General features: G+C 39.3%; 16 protein-coding genes. 9 read left to right on the forward strand and 7 right to left on the reverse strand.

The annotated features are described in order from the left end of the window. Position 1 precedes the first annotated feature (1 nt). Both GYM62_RS07895 and GYM62_RS07900 read left to right on the forward strand, forming a co-directional pair. A complete protein-coding gene (locus GYM62_RS07895) occupies positions 2–1,258 on the forward strand; it encodes a competence/damage-inducible protein A (RefSeq protein WP_219959008.1) in 1,257 nt (418 codons plus the stop codon). An 86-nt stretch (positions 1,259–1,344) separates the two neighbouring features. Then, positions 1,345–2,631 (forward strand): dihydrolipoamide acetyltransferase family protein, encoded by a 1,287-nt coding sequence (locus GYM62_RS07900; protein WP_219959009.1) that lies wholly within the window; start codon positions 1,345–1,347, stop codon positions 2,629–2,631. A 25-nt stretch (positions 2,632–2,656) separates the two neighbouring features. Here the strand turns inward: GYM62_RS07900 and GYM62_RS07905 are convergent, their stop codons facing one another. Genes GYM62_RS07905 through GYM62_RS07925 form a run of 5 tightly spaced genes read right to left on the reverse strand, consistent with a single transcriptional unit; the run spans position 2,657 to position 10,599 of the window. Next, complete coding sequence (locus tag GYM62_RS07905; RefSeq protein ID WP_219959010.1) at positions 2,657–5,503, reverse strand: PAS domain-containing hybrid sensor histidine kinase/response regulator; 2,847 nt, start codon at positions 5,501–5,503, stop codon at positions 2,657–2,659. Then, positions 5,503–6,510, reverse strand: a complete 1,008-nt coding sequence (locus GYM62_RS07910) for a cache domain-containing protein (RefSeq protein WP_144602464.1) — start codon at positions 6,508–6,510, stop codon at positions 5,503–5,505. Before GYM62_RS07910 ends, GYM62_RS07905 begins: the two co-directional genes overlap by 1 nt. A 22-nt stretch (positions 6,511–6,532) precedes the next feature. Then, positions 6,533–6,772, reverse strand: a complete 240-nt coding sequence (locus GYM62_RS07915; RefSeq protein WP_091650345.1) for a hypothetical protein — start codon at positions 6,770–6,772, stop codon at positions 6,533–6,535. After that, a complete protein-coding gene (locus tag GYM62_RS07920) occupies positions 6,769–7,185 on the reverse strand; it encodes an OsmC family protein (protein ID WP_219959011.1) in 417 nt (138 codons plus the stop codon). The genes GYM62_RS07915 and GYM62_RS07920 overlap by 4 nt, the downstream gene beginning before the upstream one ends. A 36-nt stretch (positions 7,186–7,221) precedes the next feature. Continuing rightward, positions 7,222–10,599 carry a methylmalonyl-CoA mutase family protein gene (locus GYM62_RS07925; RefSeq protein WP_219959012.1) on the reverse strand — a complete coding sequence of 1,126 codons (3,378 nt, stop codon included), beginning with the start codon at positions 10,597–10,599 and terminating at the stop codon, positions 7,222–7,224. Between the two features lie 222 nt (positions 10,600–10,821). Between GYM62_RS07925 and GYM62_RS07930 the strand changes: the two genes are divergently transcribed. The 5 genes from GYM62_RS07930 to GYM62_RS07950 all read left to right on the forward strand — a co-directional run bounded on the left by GYM62_RS07930 (position 10,822) and on the right by GYM62_RS07950 (position 17,453). Next, positions 10,822–12,114: an acetyl-CoA hydrolase/transferase family protein gene (locus tag GYM62_RS07930; RefSeq protein ID WP_219959013.1), complete on the forward strand. Its 1,293-nt coding sequence runs from the start codon at positions 10,822–10,824 to the stop codon at positions 12,112–12,114. 78 nt (positions 12,115–12,192) lie between these two features. Further along, a complete protein-coding gene (locus GYM62_RS07935; RefSeq protein WP_219959014.1) occupies positions 12,193–13,539 on the forward strand; it encodes a sugar porter family MFS transporter in 1,347 nt (448 codons plus the stop codon). Further along, positions 13,529–14,404 carry a carbohydrate kinase gene (locus GYM62_RS07940; protein ID WP_219959015.1) on the forward strand — a complete coding sequence of 292 codons (876 nt, stop codon included), beginning with the start codon at positions 13,529–13,531 and terminating at the stop codon, positions 14,402–14,404. The genes GYM62_RS07935 and GYM62_RS07940 overlap by 11 nt, the downstream gene beginning before the upstream one ends. Positions 14,405–14,529: 125 nt before the next feature. Further along, positions 14,530–16,836, forward strand: a complete 2,307-nt coding sequence (locus tag GYM62_RS07945) for a TonB-dependent receptor (RefSeq protein ID WP_255590624.1) — start codon at positions 14,530–14,532, stop codon at positions 16,834–16,836. Positions 16,837–16,850: 14 nt separating this feature from the next. After that, a complete protein-coding gene (locus GYM62_RS07950; RefSeq protein WP_219959016.1) occupies positions 16,851–17,453 on the forward strand; it encodes a hypothetical protein in 603 nt (200 codons plus the stop codon). Positions 17,454–17,493: 40 nt separating this feature from the next. Here the strand turns inward: GYM62_RS07950 and GYM62_RS07955 are convergent, their stop codons facing one another. Beyond that, positions 17,494–18,006 (reverse strand): hypothetical protein, encoded by a 513-nt coding sequence (locus GYM62_RS07955; RefSeq protein WP_219959017.1) that lies wholly within the window; start codon positions 18,004–18,006, stop codon positions 17,494–17,496. Between the two features lie 87 nt (positions 18,007–18,093). On the opposite strand from GYM62_RS07955, the gene GYM62_RS07960 reads away from it, so the two are divergent. Continuing rightward, positions 18,094–19,686, forward strand: a complete 1,593-nt coding sequence (locus GYM62_RS07960; protein WP_219959018.1) for an ATP-dependent DNA ligase — start codon at positions 18,094–18,096, stop codon at positions 19,684–19,686. Then, positions 19,676–22,135: a ligase-associated DNA damage response DEXH box helicase gene (locus tag GYM62_RS07965; protein WP_219959019.1), complete on the forward strand. Its 2,460-nt coding sequence runs from the start codon at positions 19,676–19,678 to the stop codon at positions 22,133–22,135. The genes GYM62_RS07960 and GYM62_RS07965 overlap by 11 nt, the downstream gene beginning before the upstream one ends. Here the strand turns inward: GYM62_RS07965 and GYM62_RS07970 are convergent. Further along, positions 22,132–23,580, reverse strand: a complete 1,449-nt coding sequence (locus GYM62_RS07970) for a TrkH family potassium uptake protein (protein WP_219959020.1) — start codon at positions 23,578–23,580, stop codon at positions 22,132–22,134. The genes GYM62_RS07965 and GYM62_RS07970 overlap by 4 nt on opposite strands. Positions 23,581–23,582 lie beyond the last annotated feature (2 nt).

Raw genomic sequence — 23,582 nt, forward strand, 5'->3', positions numbered from 1 at the left:
AATGAAGCTAGTAAAAGCAGAAATCATAGCCATAGGAGACGAATTGCTATATGGACAAATCATGGACACCAATAGTCACTGGATTTCCCAGCAATTAGACCTAAAAGGTGTAAAGGTGGTAAGAAAAACTACCGTCGGAGATAATAGAGATGATATTTTAAAGGCTTTTTCAGAGGCTGAAAAAAGGGCGGATTTAGTGCTTATTACAGGTGGGCTAGGCCCAACTCAGGATGACTTGACCAAACCCTTATTGGCTGAGTATTTCAATTGCCCTGTAATTGAAGTTCCAGAGGCTGTCACAGCAATTACGGAATTTTTCAAAAGAAGAGGCCGAGAAATGACCCCTTTGAATGTCTTACAGGGACATTTGCCTTCCTGTTGTGAATACGTTCCTAATCCAGTGGGAACTGCGCCGGGCATGTGGTTTGATCAGAATGAAACTTATTGGATGTCCATGCCAGGTGTACCTCATGAGATGAAGAGGCTCATGAATGACTTTGTTTTACCCAAATTACCAAGCCTGTTTGAGCTGCCAGTAATCTATCACAAGGTTATAAAAACCGCCGGTATTGGCGAAAGCTGGTTGGCTGATTTGATAGCTGATTGGGAAAATGCGTTGCCTGAGCATATCAGATTAGCTTACCTTCCTTCGCTGGGACATGTGAAACTGAGGTTAACAGGTTTTGGCAAGGATTTGATTCAAATCCAGAAAGAAGTGGAAAATCAAATCCAGCTAGTATTACCTAAAATTGAAAAGTACGTATACGGGTTTAATGAAGAAACTCTGGAAACTGCTATCGGCAAGCTTTTGAAGAAAGCCGGGAAAACCCTAGCTTTGGCTGAGAGCTGTTCGGGAGGATATATTTCCCATTTGGTAACAAGCATCCCTGGATGTAGTGATTATTTTCAAGGTTCTTTGGTTCCTTATCACAACCAATACAAAATAGATATCCTAGGAGTAAAAGAGGATACTTTAGCGAATTTTGGAGCTGTGAGCGAAGAAACTGTCCATGAAATGGCAAAAGGAATAAGAAGTTTATTTCATGCCGACTTCGGTTTAGCCTCTAGTGGGATAGCCGGACCTGATGGTGGAACAGATGAAAAACCAGTTGGAACTGTTTGGATAGCTTGTGCCGGAGATGGCTTTTCAGAAGCAAAAAAATTACAATTGACCCAAGACAGATTATTAAATATTCAATTAACTGGGGTTGCTGTTTTGAATTTATTAAGAGTTTGTATCTCTCAATACAACAAATAAAATTTTATACTAAAGGTTTGTTTCAAATGTTTTTAAAATTTAATTTTAAAAGTTGAATGTAAACCCAATTAAATACCGAAAATAGTATGGCGAGTGTAGAAATGCTGATGCCTAAAATGGGCGAAAGTATCATAGAAGGCACCATCCTTACCTGGTTAAAAAAAGAAGGCGACCCTATTGAGCAGGATGAATCTGTCCTGGAGGTTGCCACTGATAAGGTGGATACAGAAGTACCTGCAACCCATGCTGGTGTTTTGAAAAAAATATTGGCTAAAGAGGGAGAGGTAATAGCTGTAGGTGCTCCAATTGCCATCATTGAAACTGCCGGTGAAGAAGCCGCCCCAGCTAATGCTTCTAAGCCTAAGGAAGAGGCTAAAGACGAACTAGTAGCCGCTGCTCCGGAGAAAACTGAGACCTTGATCTCAAGCCCAGAGCCAGTAGTAGCGGATGGAGATGATAGATTCTATTCTCCTCTTGTCAAAAGCATTGCAAAAGAGGAAGGAATTGACGCTTCTGAACTATCCAAAATACCTGGTACCGGCAAAGAAGGCCGAGTAACTAAGCAGGACATGTTGGAATATGTAAAAAACAGAAAAGCTGCACCAAGTGCTTCCTCTCCAAGCCCATCCATAGCTGAACCTAAAGTTCAAGTGAGCGTTTCGGCCAATGATGAAATTATCGAGATGGATAGAATGCGCAAGATGATTGCGCAGCGTATGGTGGATTCCAAGAGAATTTCTCCGCACGTAACATCTTTTGTTGAGGCTGATATGACTAACATCGTATTATGGAGGGAGAAAAATAAAGAAGCCTACAAAAAGAAATACGGAGAATCTATTACCTATACTCCATTCTTCATTGAAGCCATCGCCAAAGCAATCAGAGATTTCCCAATGATCAATATCTCCGTGGATGGAGATAGAATTATCAAGAAGAAGGATATCAACGTAGGAATGGCTGTAGCATTACCGTCTGGAAACCTGATTGTTCCAATCATTAAAAATGCGGATCAGTTAAACTTGGTGGGTATTTCCAAAAAAGTAAACGATCTAGCCAATAGAGCAAGAAATAACAAATTGACTGCCGATGACCTTTCGGGAGGCACATATACCGTATCCAATGTTGGCTCATTCGGGAATGTCATGGGTACTCCTATCATTCCTCAGCCTCAAGTTGCGATTATGGCCGTTGGTGCAATCGTCAAAAAACCTGCGGTGGTAGAAACACCTACTGGAGACGTGATTGCCATTCGACATAAAATGTTCTTATCCCATTCCTATGACCATAGAGTTGTTGACGGATCTTTGGGAGGAATGTTTGTCAGAAAAGTAGCAGATTATTTAGAGGAGTTTGATATGAATTCTTCCTTTTAATATTGACCCCGGCTTGAGTCGGGGTTTATTTTTTCCTCTTTTCTATAATTTTTTTATAATAATGTTCCAATCTTTCAGCCAATACAGCTAATCGTATTGGCTTTGTTAGATAATCATCCATCCCAGACTCTATTGCTTTCATTTGGTCTTCATCAAAAACGTTTGCTGAAAGTCCTATAATCACAAGATCCCTTTTCTTAGGGAGCTTTCTAATCTCATCGGTAGCTTCAAGACCATTCATTATAGGCATCTGTACATCCATCAGGACTATATCAAAATCCTGCTCTTTTACTTTTTCCACAGCTTCCTCTCCATTTCTGGCAACCTCGTATTGAAAACCCAATTGATTTAGCATTAACTTCATCAATTGTAGGTTCAAGTCATTATCTTCAGTCAAAAGAATTTTCAGAGGGTGTGTCTCACCCATTTCTTTGACCTCAGCCCAAGACAATTCCTTCTTGTCAATTTTCAGACTATCCTTCTCTACTTTTTTGACCAAAACAGAAAATTCAAATACAGAACCTATACCCTTTTCACTACTGATAACTAAATCTCCTCCTAAGAGCTCTATAAGCTTTTTCGCTATAGCTAGTCCCAAGCCGGTTCCTTGATAGTTTCGGGTTGCAGAGCTGTCTATCTGATAAAATGGTTCGCTTAACTTCTCTAAATGCTCATCGGATATGCCTATTCCAGTATCGATAATTTTACAATTGATAAAATAAGCATCACCGCTTATTTGCTCCAATCCTACGCTGACGTCTACTTTTCCTTTTTCAGGGCTAAACTTGATCGCATTTCCCACAAGATTCAAGAAAATCTGATTGATTTTCACTTTATCTCCCTGTGCTAAAAAGTCCTGTTTGCTAGCTGATTCAAAATTGAATGCTATGTCTTTTTTATTTGCCAGTCCTGAAAGTATCTGTGCCTGATTCTCAAGCTCCTGCATAGGATCAAATACCTCATTGAAAATTTCAACTTTTCCGGCTTCAATTTTAGAGTAGTCCAAAATATCCTTGATTATACCCAAGAGCATATTTCCGGAATTTTTGATGATATCAACATATTGCTGTTGAATTGCATTCAATTTGGTTTGCTCCAAGAGATCTATAATTCCCAATAATCCATTCATCGGGGTTCTGATCTCATGGCTCATATTGGCAAGGAAGTCCGACTTCGCTTTGCTAGCTTGATCCGCAGCATTCATAGCATCCACCAATCCTTTTTCCCAAATCTTCTGAGTAGTAATATCTTTTGAAATAGACATCATTTTCTCAGCATCTAAAGGAAAGAATCTCATTTCAAAATGCTTCTCCCCTTTTGGGCCTTCCCATTTTACATTGATGGTCTGAATGGATCGTTTTTCTCTTGCCTTATAAAAAGCCTCTAAAACCACCCCTGTTTGACCATGTGGCACAAATTCTTGCAGGCTCTTTCCTAAAGTCTGACGGGAGGGTTCTTCCAATTCTTCTTTGTCCTGAACATGGAAATCAATAACTCTACTGTCATTATCATACAGAAAAATATTATCCGGGATATTGCCAATGAGAGTTCTCAACCTATTTTCACTTTCAATCAGCTTAATTCTCGATTGATAAGTATCTGTGATATCTGTACAGATACCCATTCCACCGTTGAACTGACCTGAAGCATCAAAAATCAATTTTTCAAAAACTTTGAGCCTAATCCTTTTTCCATCTGGCATGATAAAATCATACTCAAAGTCAACCAAGTCCCTTTTTTCATCCAATGCCTGAAAAATAATTGCACGGAGATTCTGAACCTCCACATTATTTGATTCAGCTTTGAAAGCAGATCTAAACTCATGAGGTTCCATGCCTAAAATATCCCGAACCTCATCACTGATGCGAGTTATCTGCCCTTTGGCATCATGGAAATAAACAAAACCTTTGAGCTCTTGAAGCAATAAATTCTGTTGATCAAATAACTCGCTGATCTCTTGAATATTAGCTTCTTGAGTTCTCTGAAACTCTAAATTATTCTTTATAGAAACCACAAAAAATCCTACAGTAAAAATCAACAAGGCAACAAAACCCAGAAAAAGGAAAAAATATGTTTGGTAAATACCTGAAGTCAAACTTTCTGCAGGAACGGCAAAGACCATCGCTCCAGATTCACTGGAAAGCACAAAACTAAATGGATATTGAGCAATAATACCGCTTGTCTCCTCATCATTCCTTTGCCAAGAAGCTTCATAAAAGCCCTTCAACCCTAAAGCTAAATCATTCTCTAAATCTGCAATTTTGCTTGCTTGAATCTGAATAGAATTACTGTTTAAAGGGATAAGCCGATCATTATAAATCAAAAATTTACCTCCGCCAGGATTGAGATAATAATTCATCACAAACTCCTTTGCATAGGAGACTAAATCCAGTGAATAAAGAACACGAAAGCCCTTTTTCCCTAAAATCAAATTGGAAAATCTCTTTTCATCAGTCGAGGGGAAACCTTTATCAGACTGTGTTCGAAAAAATTCAGTTCTATCATTTTTATTGAAGACCAAAACCGAATCCATCATATCCACCCAAACTGTATCTACTAATTGGGGGAAAGAATTAAACAATCTTCTAACCGCGTAAGTGAATTCTTCATCATAGTCATCCAACTCGTGATTGGGATCCTCCAGATAGTTGATTAATTCCTTGGACTCTTCTTCGAATCTTCTAATCTCAAGTTCAATACCCCGTGAGGCGAGTTCAGTTTGTTTATTTAAAAATTCCTTTCTGGAATTTAATTGAGCATTAAAAATTGCCATGAAAAAGCTAAATCCCAAGGTGATTACCAAAAGGACTAAAAGTGACCCAATGACTAAGGTTAGCCAAAAATCAATACGGTAAGGCTTATTAGTTTCCATTAGCTTTTGATATTGATTTTAATGGCATACCACTCTATCTCTTTGAAAGCCCTGCAAACTGCATCAGATAGGTAACTTTCCTCTTTGAATTCAAATTGATCTTTAGATTCCAAAAGGAAAGCCTGCCCCATTTTTCGAACTTCTCTACTTTTACTATTGAATAGATTAAAATCAGAAATTCTGAAATTATCCGATTGGATAGTTTCCCGGTATACATGGTTTTTCAATGGAGGCATGCTCAATGCCTCGATAGCAGAAGACTTTCCTGCTACTATGTCCCCTTTTTTGTTTACAATTAGATAGTCCCCATTAGTGTCTTCCAAAAATCTTTGGATCAGATGGTCTACTGTGATATCAATACCCAAAACAGCAAATAATTCATCTTGATCATACACCGGCTTGATTAGTGACAAAATCCATCCTTGCCCAGCCGGATCGATATATGGTTCGGGTATCCATACATATTCCCTACTAGGATTATTTTCTTGATCTGCTTTGTAATAAAAATTAAAGTCCTTGACATTAATATTTGGGTCTACTATTCCCACAGCATCATAAAAGGGATAAACTCTCGAAACTTGATTTTCTGAATTGGAATAGATCTGCGCTATGATATCATAACGCTTATAAATCTTAGAAAAAATTTCATCCAAACCATTGGTAAATTTCACTTCCTGCCTCGCTTTGGCATAATCTTCCGTTGAATTCAAGATGATAATGGAACTGTAATTTTCCTCTTTCACATACAGACCTTCAGAGAATGGCCCATTCATCTTGTACTTATACCCCTCTAAGTCTCTAAGAATTTTGTCTTTGTTCCTGATCAAAGAATCATAAAAAGTTGAGACCGAGTCAATCTCTTTTTCAAGTGCATTTGCGTGGCTTTCAAAGGAAGATACTAATTCCTGTAAACTTGCTTTATCAGCCTTCTTTTTCTTTTCCCGAAGGTCAGAACATGCCGAAAAAAGAAGTAGAATAGAAACTAAAAATAGTATTGGGGCTCTCATGTATCATATGCTTTGCGGGAAATTAAAGATTTTCCAACTGAGCACGAAATGATTTTCCCATTTCATGAAATCTTTCAACTATTTGCTTAAAAAAATCTCCTTCCAGAAAGCTTTCCAAGTCTGCTTCTTCCAAAACATCCATCTCGTTTAACTTGAAAGTCTGCTCCATGGGACCAAACTCAAATTTCAAGATGTACTTATTATTCCAGGAGAAAATACTAATTCGTATTTCCTCCCGGATTAATTCCTTGACTACTCTCATCCTGGTCTCTTTACCTCAGAACTATACGTTAATCTGGACTTTAAAGAAGAAGCAACTGAACAATATTTGTCAACGGATAGCGCAACCACTTTTTCAAACTCCTCCTCTGTTGCATTGGGGGAAATTAAAATGAATTTTAAGTGGATATCGGTATAAAATGCAGGTACTCCGTCATTTCGAATTCCTTCCACTTCCACCGAAAAATCGACTATCTCTCTTCTTTTTTTCTTCATCATCAAAACTGCATCCACAGAAGCACAGCCACCCACTGCCGATAATAGCAAATCCATGGGAGATTGTGCTTTTTTGGTAGGGGCATCGTACATATCGATCTGAACTACATTTCCCTGGGGATTTACAGCTTCGTATTCATAGTCCGCTTTCATTCGGACAGTTACATTTCTTTTTGACATAGCACTTAATCTTTATTCTATTTGAAAGGCTTACCCTTACATGTTTCTTCTATATTGACCACCAACCTCATAAAGCGCTCTCGTAATTTGTCCCAAAGAACAATACTTAGATGCTTCCATTAATCGCTCAAATACATTCTCGTTTTGAATAGCAGCTTTCTTCAAGGACATCAATTGCTCTTCTTCTTTGCCTTCATAAGCTTGATGTAAGCTTTTCAAAGTCTGAATCTGAGCTTCTTTTTCCTCTTGAGTAGCTCGAATCACTTCCCCAGGAGTTACAGTTGGAGAACCTTCACTGGATAGGAATGTATTCACACCAATAATCGGATACTCTCCAGTATGCTTCAGCATTTCATAATGCATGCTCTCTTCCTGAATTTTTCCTCTTTGGTACATGGTCTCCATAGCTCCCAGTACTCCCCCTCTTTCTGTGATTCTATCAAACTCTACGTAAACCGCTTCTTCCACCAAATCAGTCAATTCTTCAATAATGAAAGCGCCCTGCAATGGGTTTTCATTTTTAGCTAATCCTAATTCTTTATTGATGATCAACTGAATCGCCATTGCTCTCCTTACTGATGCTTCAGTTGGAGTTGTAATCGCTTCATCATACGCATTGGTATGTAGGGAATTACAGTTATCATAAATCGCATACAATGCCTGTAGCGTCGTTCTGATATCATTGAAATCAATCTCTTGTGCATGTAGAGACCTTCCAGAGGTCTGAATATGATACTTCAGCATTTGCGAGCGTTCATTCGCCCCATACTTCAGCTTCATCGCTTTGGCCCAGATTCTTCTAGCCACTCGTCCAATTACCGCATACTCCGGATCAATTCCATTGGAAAAGAAGAACGATAGATTTGGGGCAAAATCATTGACATCCATTCCTCTGGAAACATAGTATTCCACATACGTGAACCCATTGGAAAGCGTTAATGCCAATTGCGTGATAGGATTAGCTCCAGCTTCAGCAATATGATATCCAGAAATAGAAACTGAATAAAAGTTTCTGACTTTGTTTTGAATGAAATATTGCTGCACATCACCCATGAGCCTCAGAGAAAACTCCGTGGAGAAAATACAGGTATTTTGTGCCTGATCTTCTTTGAGAATATCTGCCTGAACAGTCCCCCTTACTTTAGAAATGGTATCTGCTTTGATTTTTTCATATACCTCTTTCGGCAAAACCTGATCTCCGGTCACACCCAAAAGCATCAAGCCCAAGCCATCATTGCCTTCAGGAATCTCGGCATTGTAAGTTGGTCTTTTCAGCCCTTTCTTTTGGTAAATGGCATCAATTTTCTGATTGATTTCATCTTCCAAACCATTGGCTTTAATATAAACCTCACATTGCTGATCAATAGCTGCATTCATGAAAAATGCAGTCATGGTAGCTGCGGGGCCATTGATAGTCATCGAGACTGAAGTCAAAGGGTCTACCAGATTAAATCCTGAATAGAGCTTCTTAGCATCATCCAAGCAGCAAACATTTACTCCAGAATTACCAATTTTGCCATAAATATCCGGTCTATAATCAGGATCCTCACCATAAAGAGTCACGGAGTCAAAAGCCGTGGACAATCGCTTGGCCGGCATATCCTTCGAAACATAGTGGAATCGCTTGTTGGTACGCTCAGGCCCACCTTCACCCGCAAACATTCTAGTAGGATCTTCACCTTCTCTTTTGAAAGGGAAAACTCCAGCAGTGTAAGGGAATTTTCCAGGTACGTTTTCTCTAAGTCCCCATTTTAATAACTCACCCCAAGCTTCATACTTAGGAAGTGAAACCTTCGGAATTCTTGAATCCGCAAGTGATTTATGGAAAGTTTTTACCTTGATCTCCTTATCCCTTACTTTGAAAACATAGAAATCCTCCTGATATCTAGCGGCTTCTTCTGGCCACTCTTCCAGCCATTTCTTATTTTTTGGATCTAAATTCAGCTCGACTTGAGTATAGACTTCTTCTAATTCTTTTTTCAATCTGTCTTTGTCCTCTACACCGGATTCTTCAATAGTGTCAATTGATTTCCGAATCGAATAAAGCTTTTGAGCAATCTCTTTTTGCTCTTCTACCCACTTGTCGTAGTTCCTGTTGTTCTCAGTAATCTCGCTTAGATATCGGGTCCTTGCAGGTGGAATAATATAGATCTTTTCAGAACTACCGGATGTCAATTCGGAACTGCTTTCAAAAGACTCAAACTTCTCATTGACTTTGGAAATGATTGCCTTATAAAGCTGATTCATTCCCGGATCGTTGAATTGAGAAGCAATGGTACCGAAAACAGGTAAATCTTCGTCTTTCGCTTCCCATAGATTGTGATTGCGTTTGAATTGCTTTTTCACATCCCGAATAGCATCTAGAGCCCCTCTTTTATCAAACTTGTTCAGTGCAATGATATCTGCAAAATCCAGCATATCGATCTTCTCCAATTGAGATGCGGCACCATATTCCGGAGTCATCACGTAGAGGGATAAATCTGAATGCTCGATAATTTCTGTATCTGACTGACCAATACCTGATGTTTCTAAAATCACCAAGTCAAATCCAGCCGCTTTCACAGTATCTACAGCATCTTGGACATATCGAGATAGAGCTAAGTTTGATTGTCTGGTGGCCAGAGACCTCATAAACACTCTGGGATGATGAATTGCATTCATGCGGATTCTATCTCCCAAAAGAGCTCCTCCAGTTTTTCTTTTGGAAGGGTCTACGGATATGATTGCGAGAGTTTTGTCTTCAAAATCCAAAACAAATCTCCTGACCAATTCATCAACCAAGGAAGATTTTCCAGCCCCTCCAGTTCCTGTAATTCCCAAAACCGGGGTTTTTGACGCCTTGCTTTTTGATCTTACTTCTTCCAACAATTTTTTGGATTGATCAGGGAAGTTTTCAAAAGCAGAGATCAGTCTGGCTACATGATTTTTTTTATCTCTTTCCAGAGCAAATTCTTCCGGCAACTCATCTCCAATTGGAAAGTCGCATTGCTTTACTAAGTCATTGATCATTCCCTGAAGACCCATTGCTCTTCCATCGTCAGGAGCATAGATTCTGGAAATACCATATTCATGCAATTCCTTGATCTCTTCAGGAAGGATTGTTCCACCTCCCCCTCCGAAAAGTTTGATATGCCCCGCTCCTTTTTCATGAAGCAAATCATACATGTATTTAAAAAATTCTACGTGCCCTCCCTGATAGGAAGTAATGGCAATAGCTTGGACATCTTCCTGAATCGCACAATCGACAATCTCCTGAACCGAGCGATTGTGTCCTAAATGAATCACTTCACAACCAGTGGATTGAATGATTCTTCTCATAATATTGATCGCTGCATCATGCCCATCAAAAAGTGAGGCTGCAGTGACAATACGAATGTGATTTTTTGGCTTATAAATCTCCGCTTGGGTAGTCATACTTATGGGTTTATGTACTCTATTTTTTGGGCTTTGAAACGACATTCAAGCCGATCTTTTCAGTCTGCGAATATAACAAATTTAAGGCTGCCTTAGGTTTAAAACATGTGATCAAACAAAATATTATTTGGTAGGCAAACAGATAAATCAAGCGGTTAGCTGACAATTGTCATCTTTTTTTATCATCTTAATTTAAACCTTTGGGGAATAAAAAAATTGAAAATGATCAACTATACCACAGCAGCTGATGCGGTTCAGCTAGTTCAAAGCCATCAACGCGTATTTATTCACGGAAGTGCAGCAACCCCCACCACTCTTTTGTATGCATTGGCAGACAGAAAAAAAGAATTGAAAAATGTCGAAATCGTAGCAATCACTACGCTAGGTCCTATGCCTTTGGTAGAACCCGATTGTAAAGGGAGTTTCTTTATGAATTCTCTTTTCGTTTCAACTAATATCAGAACTGCCGTCAATACAGATCAGGGGGGCTATGTCCCTATTTTCTTGAGTGAAATCGGACACCTTTTTAGGAATAAAATTTTGGAAATTGATGTAGCAATGATTCAGGTTTCAGAGCCTGATGCACACGGGTTTTGTTCGTTGGGAACCTCAGTAGATATTGCCAAACCTGCAGTTGAAACCGCCAAATTGATTATTGCGCAAGTCAATAAGCAAATGCCTCGAACACATGGAGATGGACATATTCATATTTCAAAATTTGATAAAGCTATCTATGTAGACGAACCACTACCTGAAGTAAACTATCTCGGAAAAATTACGGAAAAGGAAATTCAGATTGGCAATCATATAGCTTCTATTATAGAGGACAGATCAACCCTTCAAATGGGCATTGGTGCAATTCCTGATGCAGTTTTAAATAGCCTTCATCATCATAAAGATTTGGGAGTACATACAGAAATGTTTTCCAACGGCATCCTGAACTTGATGAAATCGGGGGCTGTCACCAATGCCTATAAGAAAAAACATCCCGGCAAAGTAGTTTCCGCTTTTACTGCAGGTTCAGCAGAATTATACCGGGAAATCCACGATAACCCTGAATTCTCCTTTCATGAGGCAGCCTATGTTAATGATACTTCTGTAATCAGGAAAAACCCGAAAGTAGTATCGATCAACTCCTGTGTTGAACTTGATTTGACAGGACAAGTCTGTGCCGATTCGATAGGAAGCTATCATTATTCGGGAGTTGGTGGACAGATGGATTTTATGAGAGGAGCTTCACTGTCCGTTGGAGGAAAACCCATTATGGCATTAACAGCCTGCACAAAATCAGGAGAATCAAAAATTGTCCCTTTCCTAAAACCAGGAGCTGGAGTAGTTACGACAAGAGCGCATGTTCAATATGTAGTGACAGAGTTTGGAGTCGTCAATTTGTACGGAAAGAATCTGAGACAGAGATCATACGAATTGATGAGAATCGCTCATCCAGATCATAGAGATAGTCTGGAAAGAGCTATTGTAGAAAGATTTGGTAGCTATATCTATCCATTTCGTTGATTTGGCAATTTCATAAATGGGGTTTTGAATTATGCCGCTTCTACTTAGATTAGCGAATGATAAACCCCATTTCTTTTTATGTCTTCTAATAAATATGTCTTTTTCATTTCCATCACAGCCGCTCTTGGCGGCTTTTTATTTGGATTTGATACAGCTGTAATTTCAGGTGCGGAAAGAGCGATACAAGAAGTATGGCAATTAAGTGACTGGATGCATGGATTAGCCATAGCATCAGCTTTGTATGGAACTGTAATAGGTGCCTTGCTAGGCGGAATACCTGCAGACAAGTTTGGAAGAAAGAAAAGCTTACTCTGGATAGGTATATTTTATTTAGTTTCCGCTGTGGGTTCAGGAATGGCGTGGGACGTCACCTCTTTTACTATTTTTAGATTTATTGGTGGCTTAGGTGTAGGTGCATCCTCTGTAGTTGCACCTATGTATATCTCTGAAATCGCTCCTGCAAAAAACCGGGGACTCTTGGTAGCCCTGTATCAGTTTAATATTGTATTTGGGATTGTAATCGCCTATGTCTCCAATTATCTGATTGGAACTGCTGGCTTGCCAGAAGAGTGGCGATGGATGCTGATTGTTGAAGGAATACCAGCTTTGATATACAGTGCAATGATTTTCAGAATACCTGAAAGTCCAAGATGGCTGATCGCCAAATTTAATGCTCAAAGCCAAGCTAGAACTATTTTAACTCGGACAGATCCTGAAGGCGCCGAAGAGGCAATTAGACTTGCCATTGAAGAAGAAAAGAGGCAAAAGTCCAAAGCAAGCATTTCAACTCTTTTCAATTCAAAATACCTTTCCAGTACTCTTCTAGCGGTTATGATTGCCTTTTTTAATCAGGTATCAGGAATTAATGCCATCATCTACTTTGCTCCCAGAGTATTTGAAATGGCGGGGATTTCCACGGAAAACGCTTTAATATCAACTATAGGAATTGGAATAGTCAACTTGCTGGGCACATTTCTAGGACTTTATTTAATAGATCGGTTGGGAAGAAAAAAGTTAATGTATATAGGTTCCGCAGGTTATATTATCTCATTATCCTTGATGGCATATAACTTTTTGGGGCCTGGAATTCCATCTTTCTGGCTCCCTATTTTTGTTTTCGGATTTATTGTTTCTCACGCAGTAGGACAAGGTTCGGTGATTTGGGTATTCATTTCAGAAATGTTTCCTAATGAACTTAGAGCATATGGCCAATCGCTTGGCTCTTTTACCCACTGGATTTTAGCCGCTGTAATTGCCAATGTCTTTCCTTTCTTTGCCAATGCATTCGGACCAGGCTATATCTTTGCTTTCTTTGCATTGATGATGGTTTGGCAACTCCTTTGGGTGAAATTTAAAATGCCGGAAACCAAAGGAAGAACTCTAGAAGAAATTCAAAAAGATTTACATCAAGACTATGCCTCATAAAGTTTTTATTTTCGGTGAAATGCTATGGGATTGCTTACCTAGCGGTTCGAAAGCAGGTGGTGCCCCATTGAACGTGGCCCTGAATCTTCACCAATTAGGACTGAATTCCAATTTTATCTCCGCAATAGGAAATGATTTAGATGGAGAAAAATTAGTGGAATACATAAAGAGTTATGGGATCTCGGATAAGTTTATTCAAAGAAAAGACGCTTATCAGACCTCAAAAGTCCTGGTTGACAATTCTGATCCTGAAAATATCAAGTATACCATTTTACCCAATGTGGCTTGGGATCATATCTCTATTACAGATGAATTGATTCAGGCTAGCCAGAACTGTGATGCTTTTATTTTTGGAACATTGGGAGTTAGAAGCAATGAAAGTCTCAAAACTCTTCTAGCATTACTCCCGAAGCAAAAATTGAGGATTTTTGATGCCAACTTGAGAAGTCCATTTTACGATTTCGAAGTGATTGAAACTCTCCTTGGGTACACCGAAATTCTAAAAATCAACGAAGATGAATTAGAAATTTTCGCAGATTACTTCAATACAGAAGCAACAGTGGAAAGTCTATGTGAATTTTTGGATCATAATTTTCCCATTGAAATCATCTGCATCACTTTGGGATCCAAGGGCGCTATGATTTATCAAAATGGACAAATCACACAGCACCCTGGGTATAAAATTAAAGTGAAAGACTCCATAGGAGCTGGAGATGCTTTCTTGAGCGGATTTGTCAAAACATACCTAGACGGCAAAAATTCAGAGGAGATTTTGGATTTTGCCTGTAAAATCGGAGCATTTGTAGCAACTCAGGAAGGGGGCACACCCAAGTATCAAGTAAGCGACATTAATCAAATACATTGAAATTTGGCTGTTTTTTGAAATAATTGAGCATTTTTCTTCCTCAGGGATAAAAACCACTTATCCCTTTTTGCAACTTTGTTTCACTTTTTCTGGTATAAAGCTACAAAGCACTTTATTTTTGTGGCGTGAAGAAACTGATACCCTACATTACTGTATTTCTGACAACCCTAATTCTGGCTTTTCCTTCTAAAGCCCAGAACTGCAACCTGTCTATTCGGGGTAAGGTGATTCATTTAGAAAATAACCAACCCATCCCGGGAGCTTACGTGTGGCTGGAAGAAACCAAGCAAGGTGTGGTGACTGATCTAGACGGCAACTTTCTCATAAGAAATCTTTGTCAGGGTGCATTCAATTTGAAAATCCAGTTTTTGGGTCATAAGGAAATTCAGGAAAAAATAGACTTGGCATCCAATTCATTCAATAAAACATTTCGAATGGAAGAAGAGTCCTTCGCTCTTTCTGGGGTTGAAATTCATGGACATAGAGATGCCGTTCAAACGACTACAGCGGTAACTGCTCTATATGGTGAGCAATTATTAGAATCCAGAGGAGAAAACTTAGGAGAAAGCCTCAAAAGAGTTGCTGGTGTCACTACTTTTTCCACGGGAAATAGCATAGCAAAGCCAGTGATTCATGGTCTGCACTCCAATAGAATCATGATTCTGAATAATGGAATCCGACTTGAAGGACAACAATGGGGAGCTGAGCATGCCCCTGAGATTGATCCTTTTTTGGCAGATGAAATTACAGTAATAAAAGGTGCTGAGACAGTTCGCTTTGGGCCGGAGGCTATGGGTGGAGTGATTTTAGTAAGCCCTGCTGAAATCCCTACCAAAAGTGAAAGCAAGACAGATCTATATGTTTTAGGCGCAAGTAATGGTAGAATGGGGAATATTTCTGTTACTCACCAAGATGGATTCAAAAGCATCAAAGGCCTGGGCTACAGAGTTCAAGGATCGGTAAAAAGGGCAGGTAATATTCAAAGTCCGGATTACTATCAGGCAAATACCGGGCTGAATGAAATCAACTTTTCTGGTGCACTTGGATATACTAGTCCAAAATTAGGAGCAGAGATTTATTATAGTTTTTTCAATACCGAATTGGGGATTTTGAGAGATTCCCATACTGGAAATTTGACTGATTTACAGGAAATTATTGCCAATGGAAGGCCTTTTTCCAATGTGGGTTTCACCTATGATATTCTAAATCCAAAGCAAAAAGTTGCCCATCATTTAGGTAAAATCAAGTCTCATTATCATATCAACTCCAACTGGAAAGCAAATCTTCAATATGGTTTTCAGCTCAACCAAAGACAGGAATTTGATAGAAGAAGAGGAGATTTAAATGAACGAGCCAGTTTGGATTTGGAGCTATTCACCAATACTCTTGACTTATTCGTAGACCATACCCACCCAAATGAGTTTAGCGGTACTTGGGGGTTGAATATTATTCAACAGGCAAACAGCAACATTCCAGGAACTGGAGTAACTCCCCTAATTCCGAATTATCAAATGCTTAACATGGGTTTCTATGGAATTGAAAAATATTCCAAAGGACCTTTGGAAATTGAAGGCGGTATTAGGTTTGATTTTAGAGATGTCTCTACAGCACGATTCGTCAATAATGAGCTGGAGGAAGTGGACCTGAACTACAGCAATTTCACAGCTTTTCTAGGTGCTTATTACCAATTATCCCCAAGCCTTACTTTTTCTACCAATTTGGGCTCTGCTTGGAGACCACCGAATATCAACGAGTTATTTTCCCAAGGCTTGCACCATGGGGCAGCTGCTGTGGAAATAGGTGATCAAGAATTAAACTCAGAAAAATCCCTTAAATGGGTAAACTCACTTGAGTTTACTTCCAATAAATCAACCTTTGAATTGACCGCCTACGCTAACAGGATTTCAAATTACATTTACCTCAATCCCACAGGAGATACTTTTGTGAGTTTGAGAGGTACTTTCAATGTTTATGAGTACCTGCAGGCAAATGCGCTGTTTTATGGATTTGATTTTTCTGGAAGCTATGAATTCACCTCCAATTTCAATGCTTACGTCAAAGGTTCCATCATTAGAGCAAAAAATACAGACGAAAACAATTTCTTTCCATTTATTCCTTCGGACAGAATGGATTGGGGACTTTCATATAAGCTAGGTCAGGAAAAAAAGACACACAAATTCACTATCAGTAATCAGTTGGTTGCGCGACAAAATCGAGAGCCTGATTTTGATTTGGCTCCTGCTCCTGATGCTTATGCTCTATTCAACTTTGGATATTTAAGACAATTGCCAATTGGACAAAACAAATTGAATCTTGGGCTACAGGTTCAAAATATCTTCAATACCAGCTATAAAGAGTACATGAACAGATTTCGATACTTCACTGATGATATCGGAAGAAACATCCTTTTGAAAATCAATTACCAATTTTAATTTATATAAACACAATGAAAACTATCCAAAAACTTCCTTTTTACGCACTGATCGTAAGTTTATTCGTATTCACAGCCTGTGAACCTGAAGAGCCGGTTGTAGAGAATGACGGAGAAGTAATCACTGATGTAACTTTAAACTTTACAGAGCTTGATGCTTCTGGTAATCCTGTTGGTACAACAATCAGTTTCACAGCTTCTGACCCAGAAGGAATTGAAGTAGGAGCTTCTCCTGTAGTGCAGACTGTAAGCCTTATGAAAGGTAAAACCTACCGTTTAGACATTGAAGTATTCAATGCTATCGAAAACGAGGATATTACAGAAGAGATTTTAGAGGAAGCTGATGAGCATCAGTTTTATTTCTTGGGATCAGCTTTCGTGGGATCTTCCGCACCACTCACTTATGTCTATGATGATGAGAGCGGAGAACTAATCGGTGTAAGAGGTATCGTTACAGTAGCATCTTCTCCAGGTTTCAACAATGCTCAAATGAGAATTGTCTTGAGACACGATTTGGATAAAAACTATCCAGGAGCTAATAATCCAAACTTTGAAAATTTTGTGATGGCAGGTGGAGAAACCGATTTAGACATCACTTTCCCACTAGTATTAAATTAAAAAAAATTAGGCCTGATGAAAAATTAGGCCTTTTTTTATTCTAATAATCCTTCCCGCAGATCACCATTTGAGACGGATCAAAATTGGAAGCATTCGCAGCTTTTCCAATATTTCCAGCAACCAAAATCGTATTGTAATCAGGTCCATCGGCAGCTAGATGAACTTTGATATGCCCTTCAAATCCTAATAGTTCATTGAACAGTAATCGATTTCCGTTGGTCATTTGCTCCAATACAGTCACTGATTTTAGGGATGCTGCATTTACCGGCTTGAGCATAAATGCTATTGTGGCTTGTGGGGTATTGATATTCCCAAAATGCAGATGAGCCGGGTAACTCACACTTGCATCACCTCTGGAGCCTTCCAGATCAATACTCATCTCCAAATTCCCTCCGATCAATTCCCTGACGGTCGCAGTTCCTGAAAAATCAAAATCTGAGGCTTTGAATAAAGAATATTCAACCTGCTTGCCGGTGTATTTATTTGATTCAAATGAGTCAGTGCAGGATATGAAAATTAACCCGGAAAGTAGCGCAAAAATTAACTTTTTCATGAATAGCTTGTTTTCAAATTGGTAAACGGCAAGAAGTCCATTAAGTTAAGATTTCAATTTAAATACTCTTACTCATTATCCATTTGAATGAAAAACTTTGCAGAGCTAATCACTAAGTTGGATCAAACCAACAAAACCAAAGATAAGCTGGAGGCTTTGCAACATTTTTTTGAAACATCTTCCTCAAAAGATAAAGTCTGGGCAATCGCCCTTTTCACTCATAGAAGACCGAAAAGGCAAGTGAATACCCGACAATTACGAGAGTGGTGTATGGAGATGGCAGAAATTCCAGAATGGCTCTTTGAAGAATCATATCACACAGTAGGAGATTTGGCAGAAACCATTTCTCTCTTGCTACCTCTACCCACTTCCAAGTCGAGCTATCAACTCAGTGATTGGATCAATCAGTTGATAGCTTTAAAGGAAAAATCCGACGAACAAAAGAAAGATTTCATTCTGAATGCATGGAGCGAACTGGACCGAATGGAGCGCTTTGTATTCAATAAAATTATCACAGGAGGATTCAGAATTGGTGTCAGCCAAAATTTAATCACTCAGGCCCTTGCTAATTTTCTAAAACGGGAAAAAGCAGACATTGCCTATGCATTGATGGGAAATTGGGATCCTGAAACTTTAACCTTTGATCAGCTTTTTTACCAAACAGAAGCAGAAAAAGACTTAAGCAAACCTTACCCTTTTTTCTTAGCCCATCCTTTAGAAAAGATACCAGAAGAGCTAGGGCATACAGAAGAATGGCAAGTTGAATGGAAATGGGATGGAATTAGAGGACAATTGATAAGGAGAAACCAAGAAACCTTCATCTGGAGCAGAGGAGAAGAACTTGTCAATGAAAAGTTCCCTGAGCTTATTGACTTAGGAAGTTCCTTGCCTGACGGTTTGGTATTGGATGGAGAGATTTTGGCTTTCGATGAAGGAAAGCCCCTACCCTTTGGTATTTTGCAAACAAGGATTGGAAGAAAATCCATTAGTAAAAAAATACTGAAAGATGCCCCTGTGAGCCTATTGGCATATGATTTATTGGAGTTTGAAGGTGAGGATTTCAGAGACTATCCTTTGAAAAAAAGGAGACAAATTTTGGAAGAAGTCGTCCGGAAGACTAAACATCCAAGATTGGAAATATCCAGTCCACTTCTAGCTGAAAATTGGGATGAATATGCCAAAATCAGAGAAAATTCTAGAGCTAATTTAGCAGAAGGCCTGATGCTGAAACATAAAGATTCTCCCTATGAGACAGGTAGAAAACGGGGGAATTGGTGGAAATGGAAAATCGATCCTTTGACGATTGATGGAGTCATGATTTATGCCCAAAAGGGACACGGAAGGCGGGCTGACTTATACAGTGATTATACCTTTGCGGTTTGGGAAGGAGAAAATCTAGTTCCTTTTGCAAAAGCATACTCTGGACTTACCGATTCCGAAATGCGGGAAGTAGATCAATTTGTCAAAAAAAACACTCGAGAAAGGTTTGGTCCTGTAAGAACAGTGAAAGCAGAACTTGTATTTGAAATTGCATTTGAAGGAATTCAGTCAAGCCCAAGACACAAAAGCGGTATAACCTTGAGATTTCCCCGTATCTTAAGATGGAGAAAAGATAAGCCTAAAGAAGAGGCAAATACACTTCAAGACTTGAAAGATCTTTTAAAACTGTATGGAGGATAAGCGTTTTCAGGTTGCCTTAAATTACTTCAAGTCTAAAGGTTGGACAGCCTTTCCTTTTCAGCTTCATGCTTGGAAAGACTATTTAGATGGAAAATCAGGTCTATTAAATGCCCCAACGGGATCAGGAAAAACTTTTGCTTTATGGTTTCCGGTAATTCTGGAATTTATCCAACAGCATCCCAACGATTGGCAGAACAGCAAAAAAAATGGACTTCAACTTATCTGGGTCACTCCCCTTAGAGCCTTGGCGAAAGACATACAAAAGGCTATGGAAGAGGTTTGCGAGGCTATTGGTTTACCTTGGCAAGTGGCAGTCAGAAATGGAGATACTGATGCCAAAACCAGAGCTGCATTGAAAAGAAGGCCTCCCGAAGTCTTAATCACAACTCCTGAAACACTCCATATATTAATCGCCCAAAAAGATCATCATAAACTCTTTCAAACGGTGCAAACTGTAGTGGTTGATGAATGGCATGAGTTGGTTGGAAATAAGCGAGGGGTTCAGGTTCAGCTTGCTTTAGAGTACATACAGGCAATCTGCCCGAACATTTTCAAAAGATGGGCTATATCTGCTACCATTGGTAATTTGGAGGAAGCTGCCAAAGCGCTTTTAGGAAAAGACCTTCCCATAAATATTGTCAAAGCTGAGGTAATAAAAGAAATCCGACTAGAATCAGTTTTTCCAGATGAAATCGAAAAATATCCTTGGTCTGGACATTTGGGAATTAGGATGCTGGACAAAATAATTCCAATCATAGAATCAGGAAAATCCCTCTTACTTTTTACCAATACACGATCTCAGACGGAAATTTGGTATCAAAAAATTTTGGAAGCCAAACCTGAATGGGCAGGCTGGATCGCCATGCATCATGGCTCTTTGGACATGTCTGTCCGATCTTGGGTAGAAGAAGCTTTGCACGAAGGAAAATTAAAACTAGTGGTCTGCACCTCAAGTTTGGACCTCGGAGTAGATTTTAGACCAGTTGACAAAGTCATCCAAATAGGAAGTCCTAAAGGTGTTGCGCGCTTTATGCAAAGAGCCGGAAGAGCTGGACATCAACCGGGTGTTCCCTCTGAAGTTTATTTCGTCCCTACCAATTCTCTAGAGTTAATTGAAGCAGCAGCTTTAAGGGATGCCATGGAAAATGAAGCCATAGAGTCTCAATTTGCTCCTATCCTACCCTATGATGTCCTCATTCAATTTTTGGTCACACTGGCAGTAGGCGAAGGATTTGCACCGGAAAAAATCTATCCTATCGTTAAACGGACCTACTCTTTTTCCAATTTAAGCAAAGAGGAAATGGACTGGGCTATGGATTTCATCACAAAGGGAGGAAATTCTCTGGGAAGCTATGAGGATTTTCTCAAAGTCAGTCAAGATGAGGATGGGCTATACAAAGTCAAAAACAAACGAATAGCAATGAAACATAGGCTTTCTATGGGAACCATTGTTTCGGAAGCAATGATGAAAGTGAAGTTCAAAAATGGAACCTACTTGGGCACAGTGGAAGAGTACTTCATTTCAAAGATGAAAATTGGGGATAGATTCTTTTTTGCAGGTCGATCATTAGAGCTTCTTCAAATTCGAGACCTAAGTGCCATAGTCAAAGTCAGTGAGAAAAAAACCAATAACGTGGTAAGCTGGATGGGTGCAAGAATGTCACTTTCTTCCATGCTGTCAGATAAAATTCTCCAAATACTTTCAGAGTATAATAATGGCATTCATAAGTCAGAAGAAGTCAAGCAGGTTTTACCAATTTTGGATCTTCAGAGCAAGCTTTCCATTGTACCGGATCAAAGCACCTTCTTGATAGAGTCTCATCAAAGCAAGCAGGGATATCACATTTTTTTCTACCCTTTTGAAGGTAGAATGATGCATGAATTGATGAGTGCTTTGATTGCCTATAGAGTTTCAGCAAGCTATCCAGTCACTTTCAATATGGCGATGAATGATTATGGCTTTGAGCTTCTTTCAGACATGCCAATTCCTATTGAAGAAATTTTGGAAGAAGATGTATTCAGCCTAAAAAATATCAAAGAGGATATTCTCCACTGTGTGAATGAAAGTGAAATGTCCCGGAGAAAATTCAGAGAAATTGCCAGTATTGCAGGATTGGTTTTTCAAGGATACCCCGGGAAACCCACCACATTCAAGCACATTCAGGCCAATTCCAGCTTACTTTTTCAGGTTTTTGAGCAATATGATCCAGACAACCTATTGTTGAAGCAAGCACATGAAGAAGCTATCAATCAGCAGATGGATAGGGATAAGTTGATTAATGCATTAAAAAAGATCAATCGATTGAAGATCGTGGTCAAACACCCAGTTCAATTTACCCCATTCGCTTTTCCTATCATGGTGGATAGATTGAGCAGAACAACCATTTCTTCAGAAAGTCTGGAAGATAGAATTGCCAAAATACAAGCTCAGTTTACTGTTTTTGATTAGTTCGCTCTCCAGAAGAATGGAGTGAATAAGATCAGAATGGTGAATAATTCCAATCTTCCCAGAAGCATGATAAAGGAAAGGAATATTTTAGCGGATCCGCTGAAAAAAGCGAAGTTGTCAACAGGTCCTACTTCTCCAATGGCTGGGCCAACATTACCCAAACAGGTAGCCACGGCACCCAGAGAAGTTGGTAAATCATAGCCCATCAGAGAGAGTACCAATGCCCCAATGACAAAAGTCAAAAGGTAAATCAAAAGGAAGTTCATAATATGGGTAATGATCCTTCCAGTTACCCGGTCACCATTGATCATCAATGGTACGATCGCCCTTGGATGAACCAGCCTTTTAAACTCCAACCAGGAATTTTTAATAAAAGTCAGGTGACGTACGAACTTGATCCCACCGGCTGTTGATCCTGCTGAACCCCCCAAAAACAGAAGCATGAAGAAAATAAAGCTCATTCCCTGTCCGTATTGGGTATAGTCGTCAGTGACATATCCAGTTGTAGTTACCAGAGAGACCACTTGGAAAAGGGATTTTCTAAAAGCCAATTCATAGTCTACCCCTCCTTTTGCGAAAATCGGGTAGAATAATATCACAGATATCCCCAGCAAAGCAAAAGCGTAAGTTTTAAACTCATCGCTTCTTAATACTCTTCTGAATTTACCTATCAATCCAAAATAAATGATGGTAAAGTTGGTTCCGGCCAAAAACATGAAGACAATAGCTACATATTGAATAAAAGCCGAATCATAATAAGCCATTGAGGCATTTTTGGTAGAGAATCCACCCGTAGCCAAGGTCGTCAAGGCATGGTTGATGGCATCATAAAAAGTCATTCCACCGACCCAATAAAGAAGGGTTGCTAATAATGTCAATCCCACGTAGACATACCATAATCTCTTGGCAGTTTCGGAAATCCTAGGATGCACTTTATCAGAAGTTGGCCCCGGTGACTCGGCAACAAAGAGTTCAATCCCACCAATTCCCAAAAGTGGGAAAATTGCAACCGTCAAGACAATAATTCCCAAACCACCAATCCATTGCGTCATACTTCTCCAGAAAAGAAGACCTTTAGGCATTGCCTCTATATCTGTCAAAATACTGGCACCTGTTGTGGTAAGACCCGACATGGTCTCAAATAGAGCATCGTGAAAAGAGGTGATTTCGGCGCTTAAAATAAAGGGCAACATTCCAAACAGCGTCATAAAAACCCAAGAAAGAGCCACAATCAAATAGCCCTCTCTTTTTCGGATATTTTGATCCTGCTTGGAAAAGGAAGAAAAGAAAAATGCGCCAAAAAGGGCTGAAATACACATTGCAACCAAAATTGGCCAAGGGTCTTCTCCAAAATAAATTGACCACCCCGCTGCAGGAAGCATCAAAATCGAGATGAGCACCAAGAGGGCTCCCATGATTTTTGCTATTTCCTTAAAATGAATCATAG

The sequence above is a fragment of the Algoriphagus sp. NBT04N3 genome (assembly GCF_019443765.1).
Lineage (GTDB): Bacteria > Bacteroidota > Bacteroidia > Cytophagales > Cyclobacteriaceae > Algoriphagus > Algoriphagus ornithinivorans.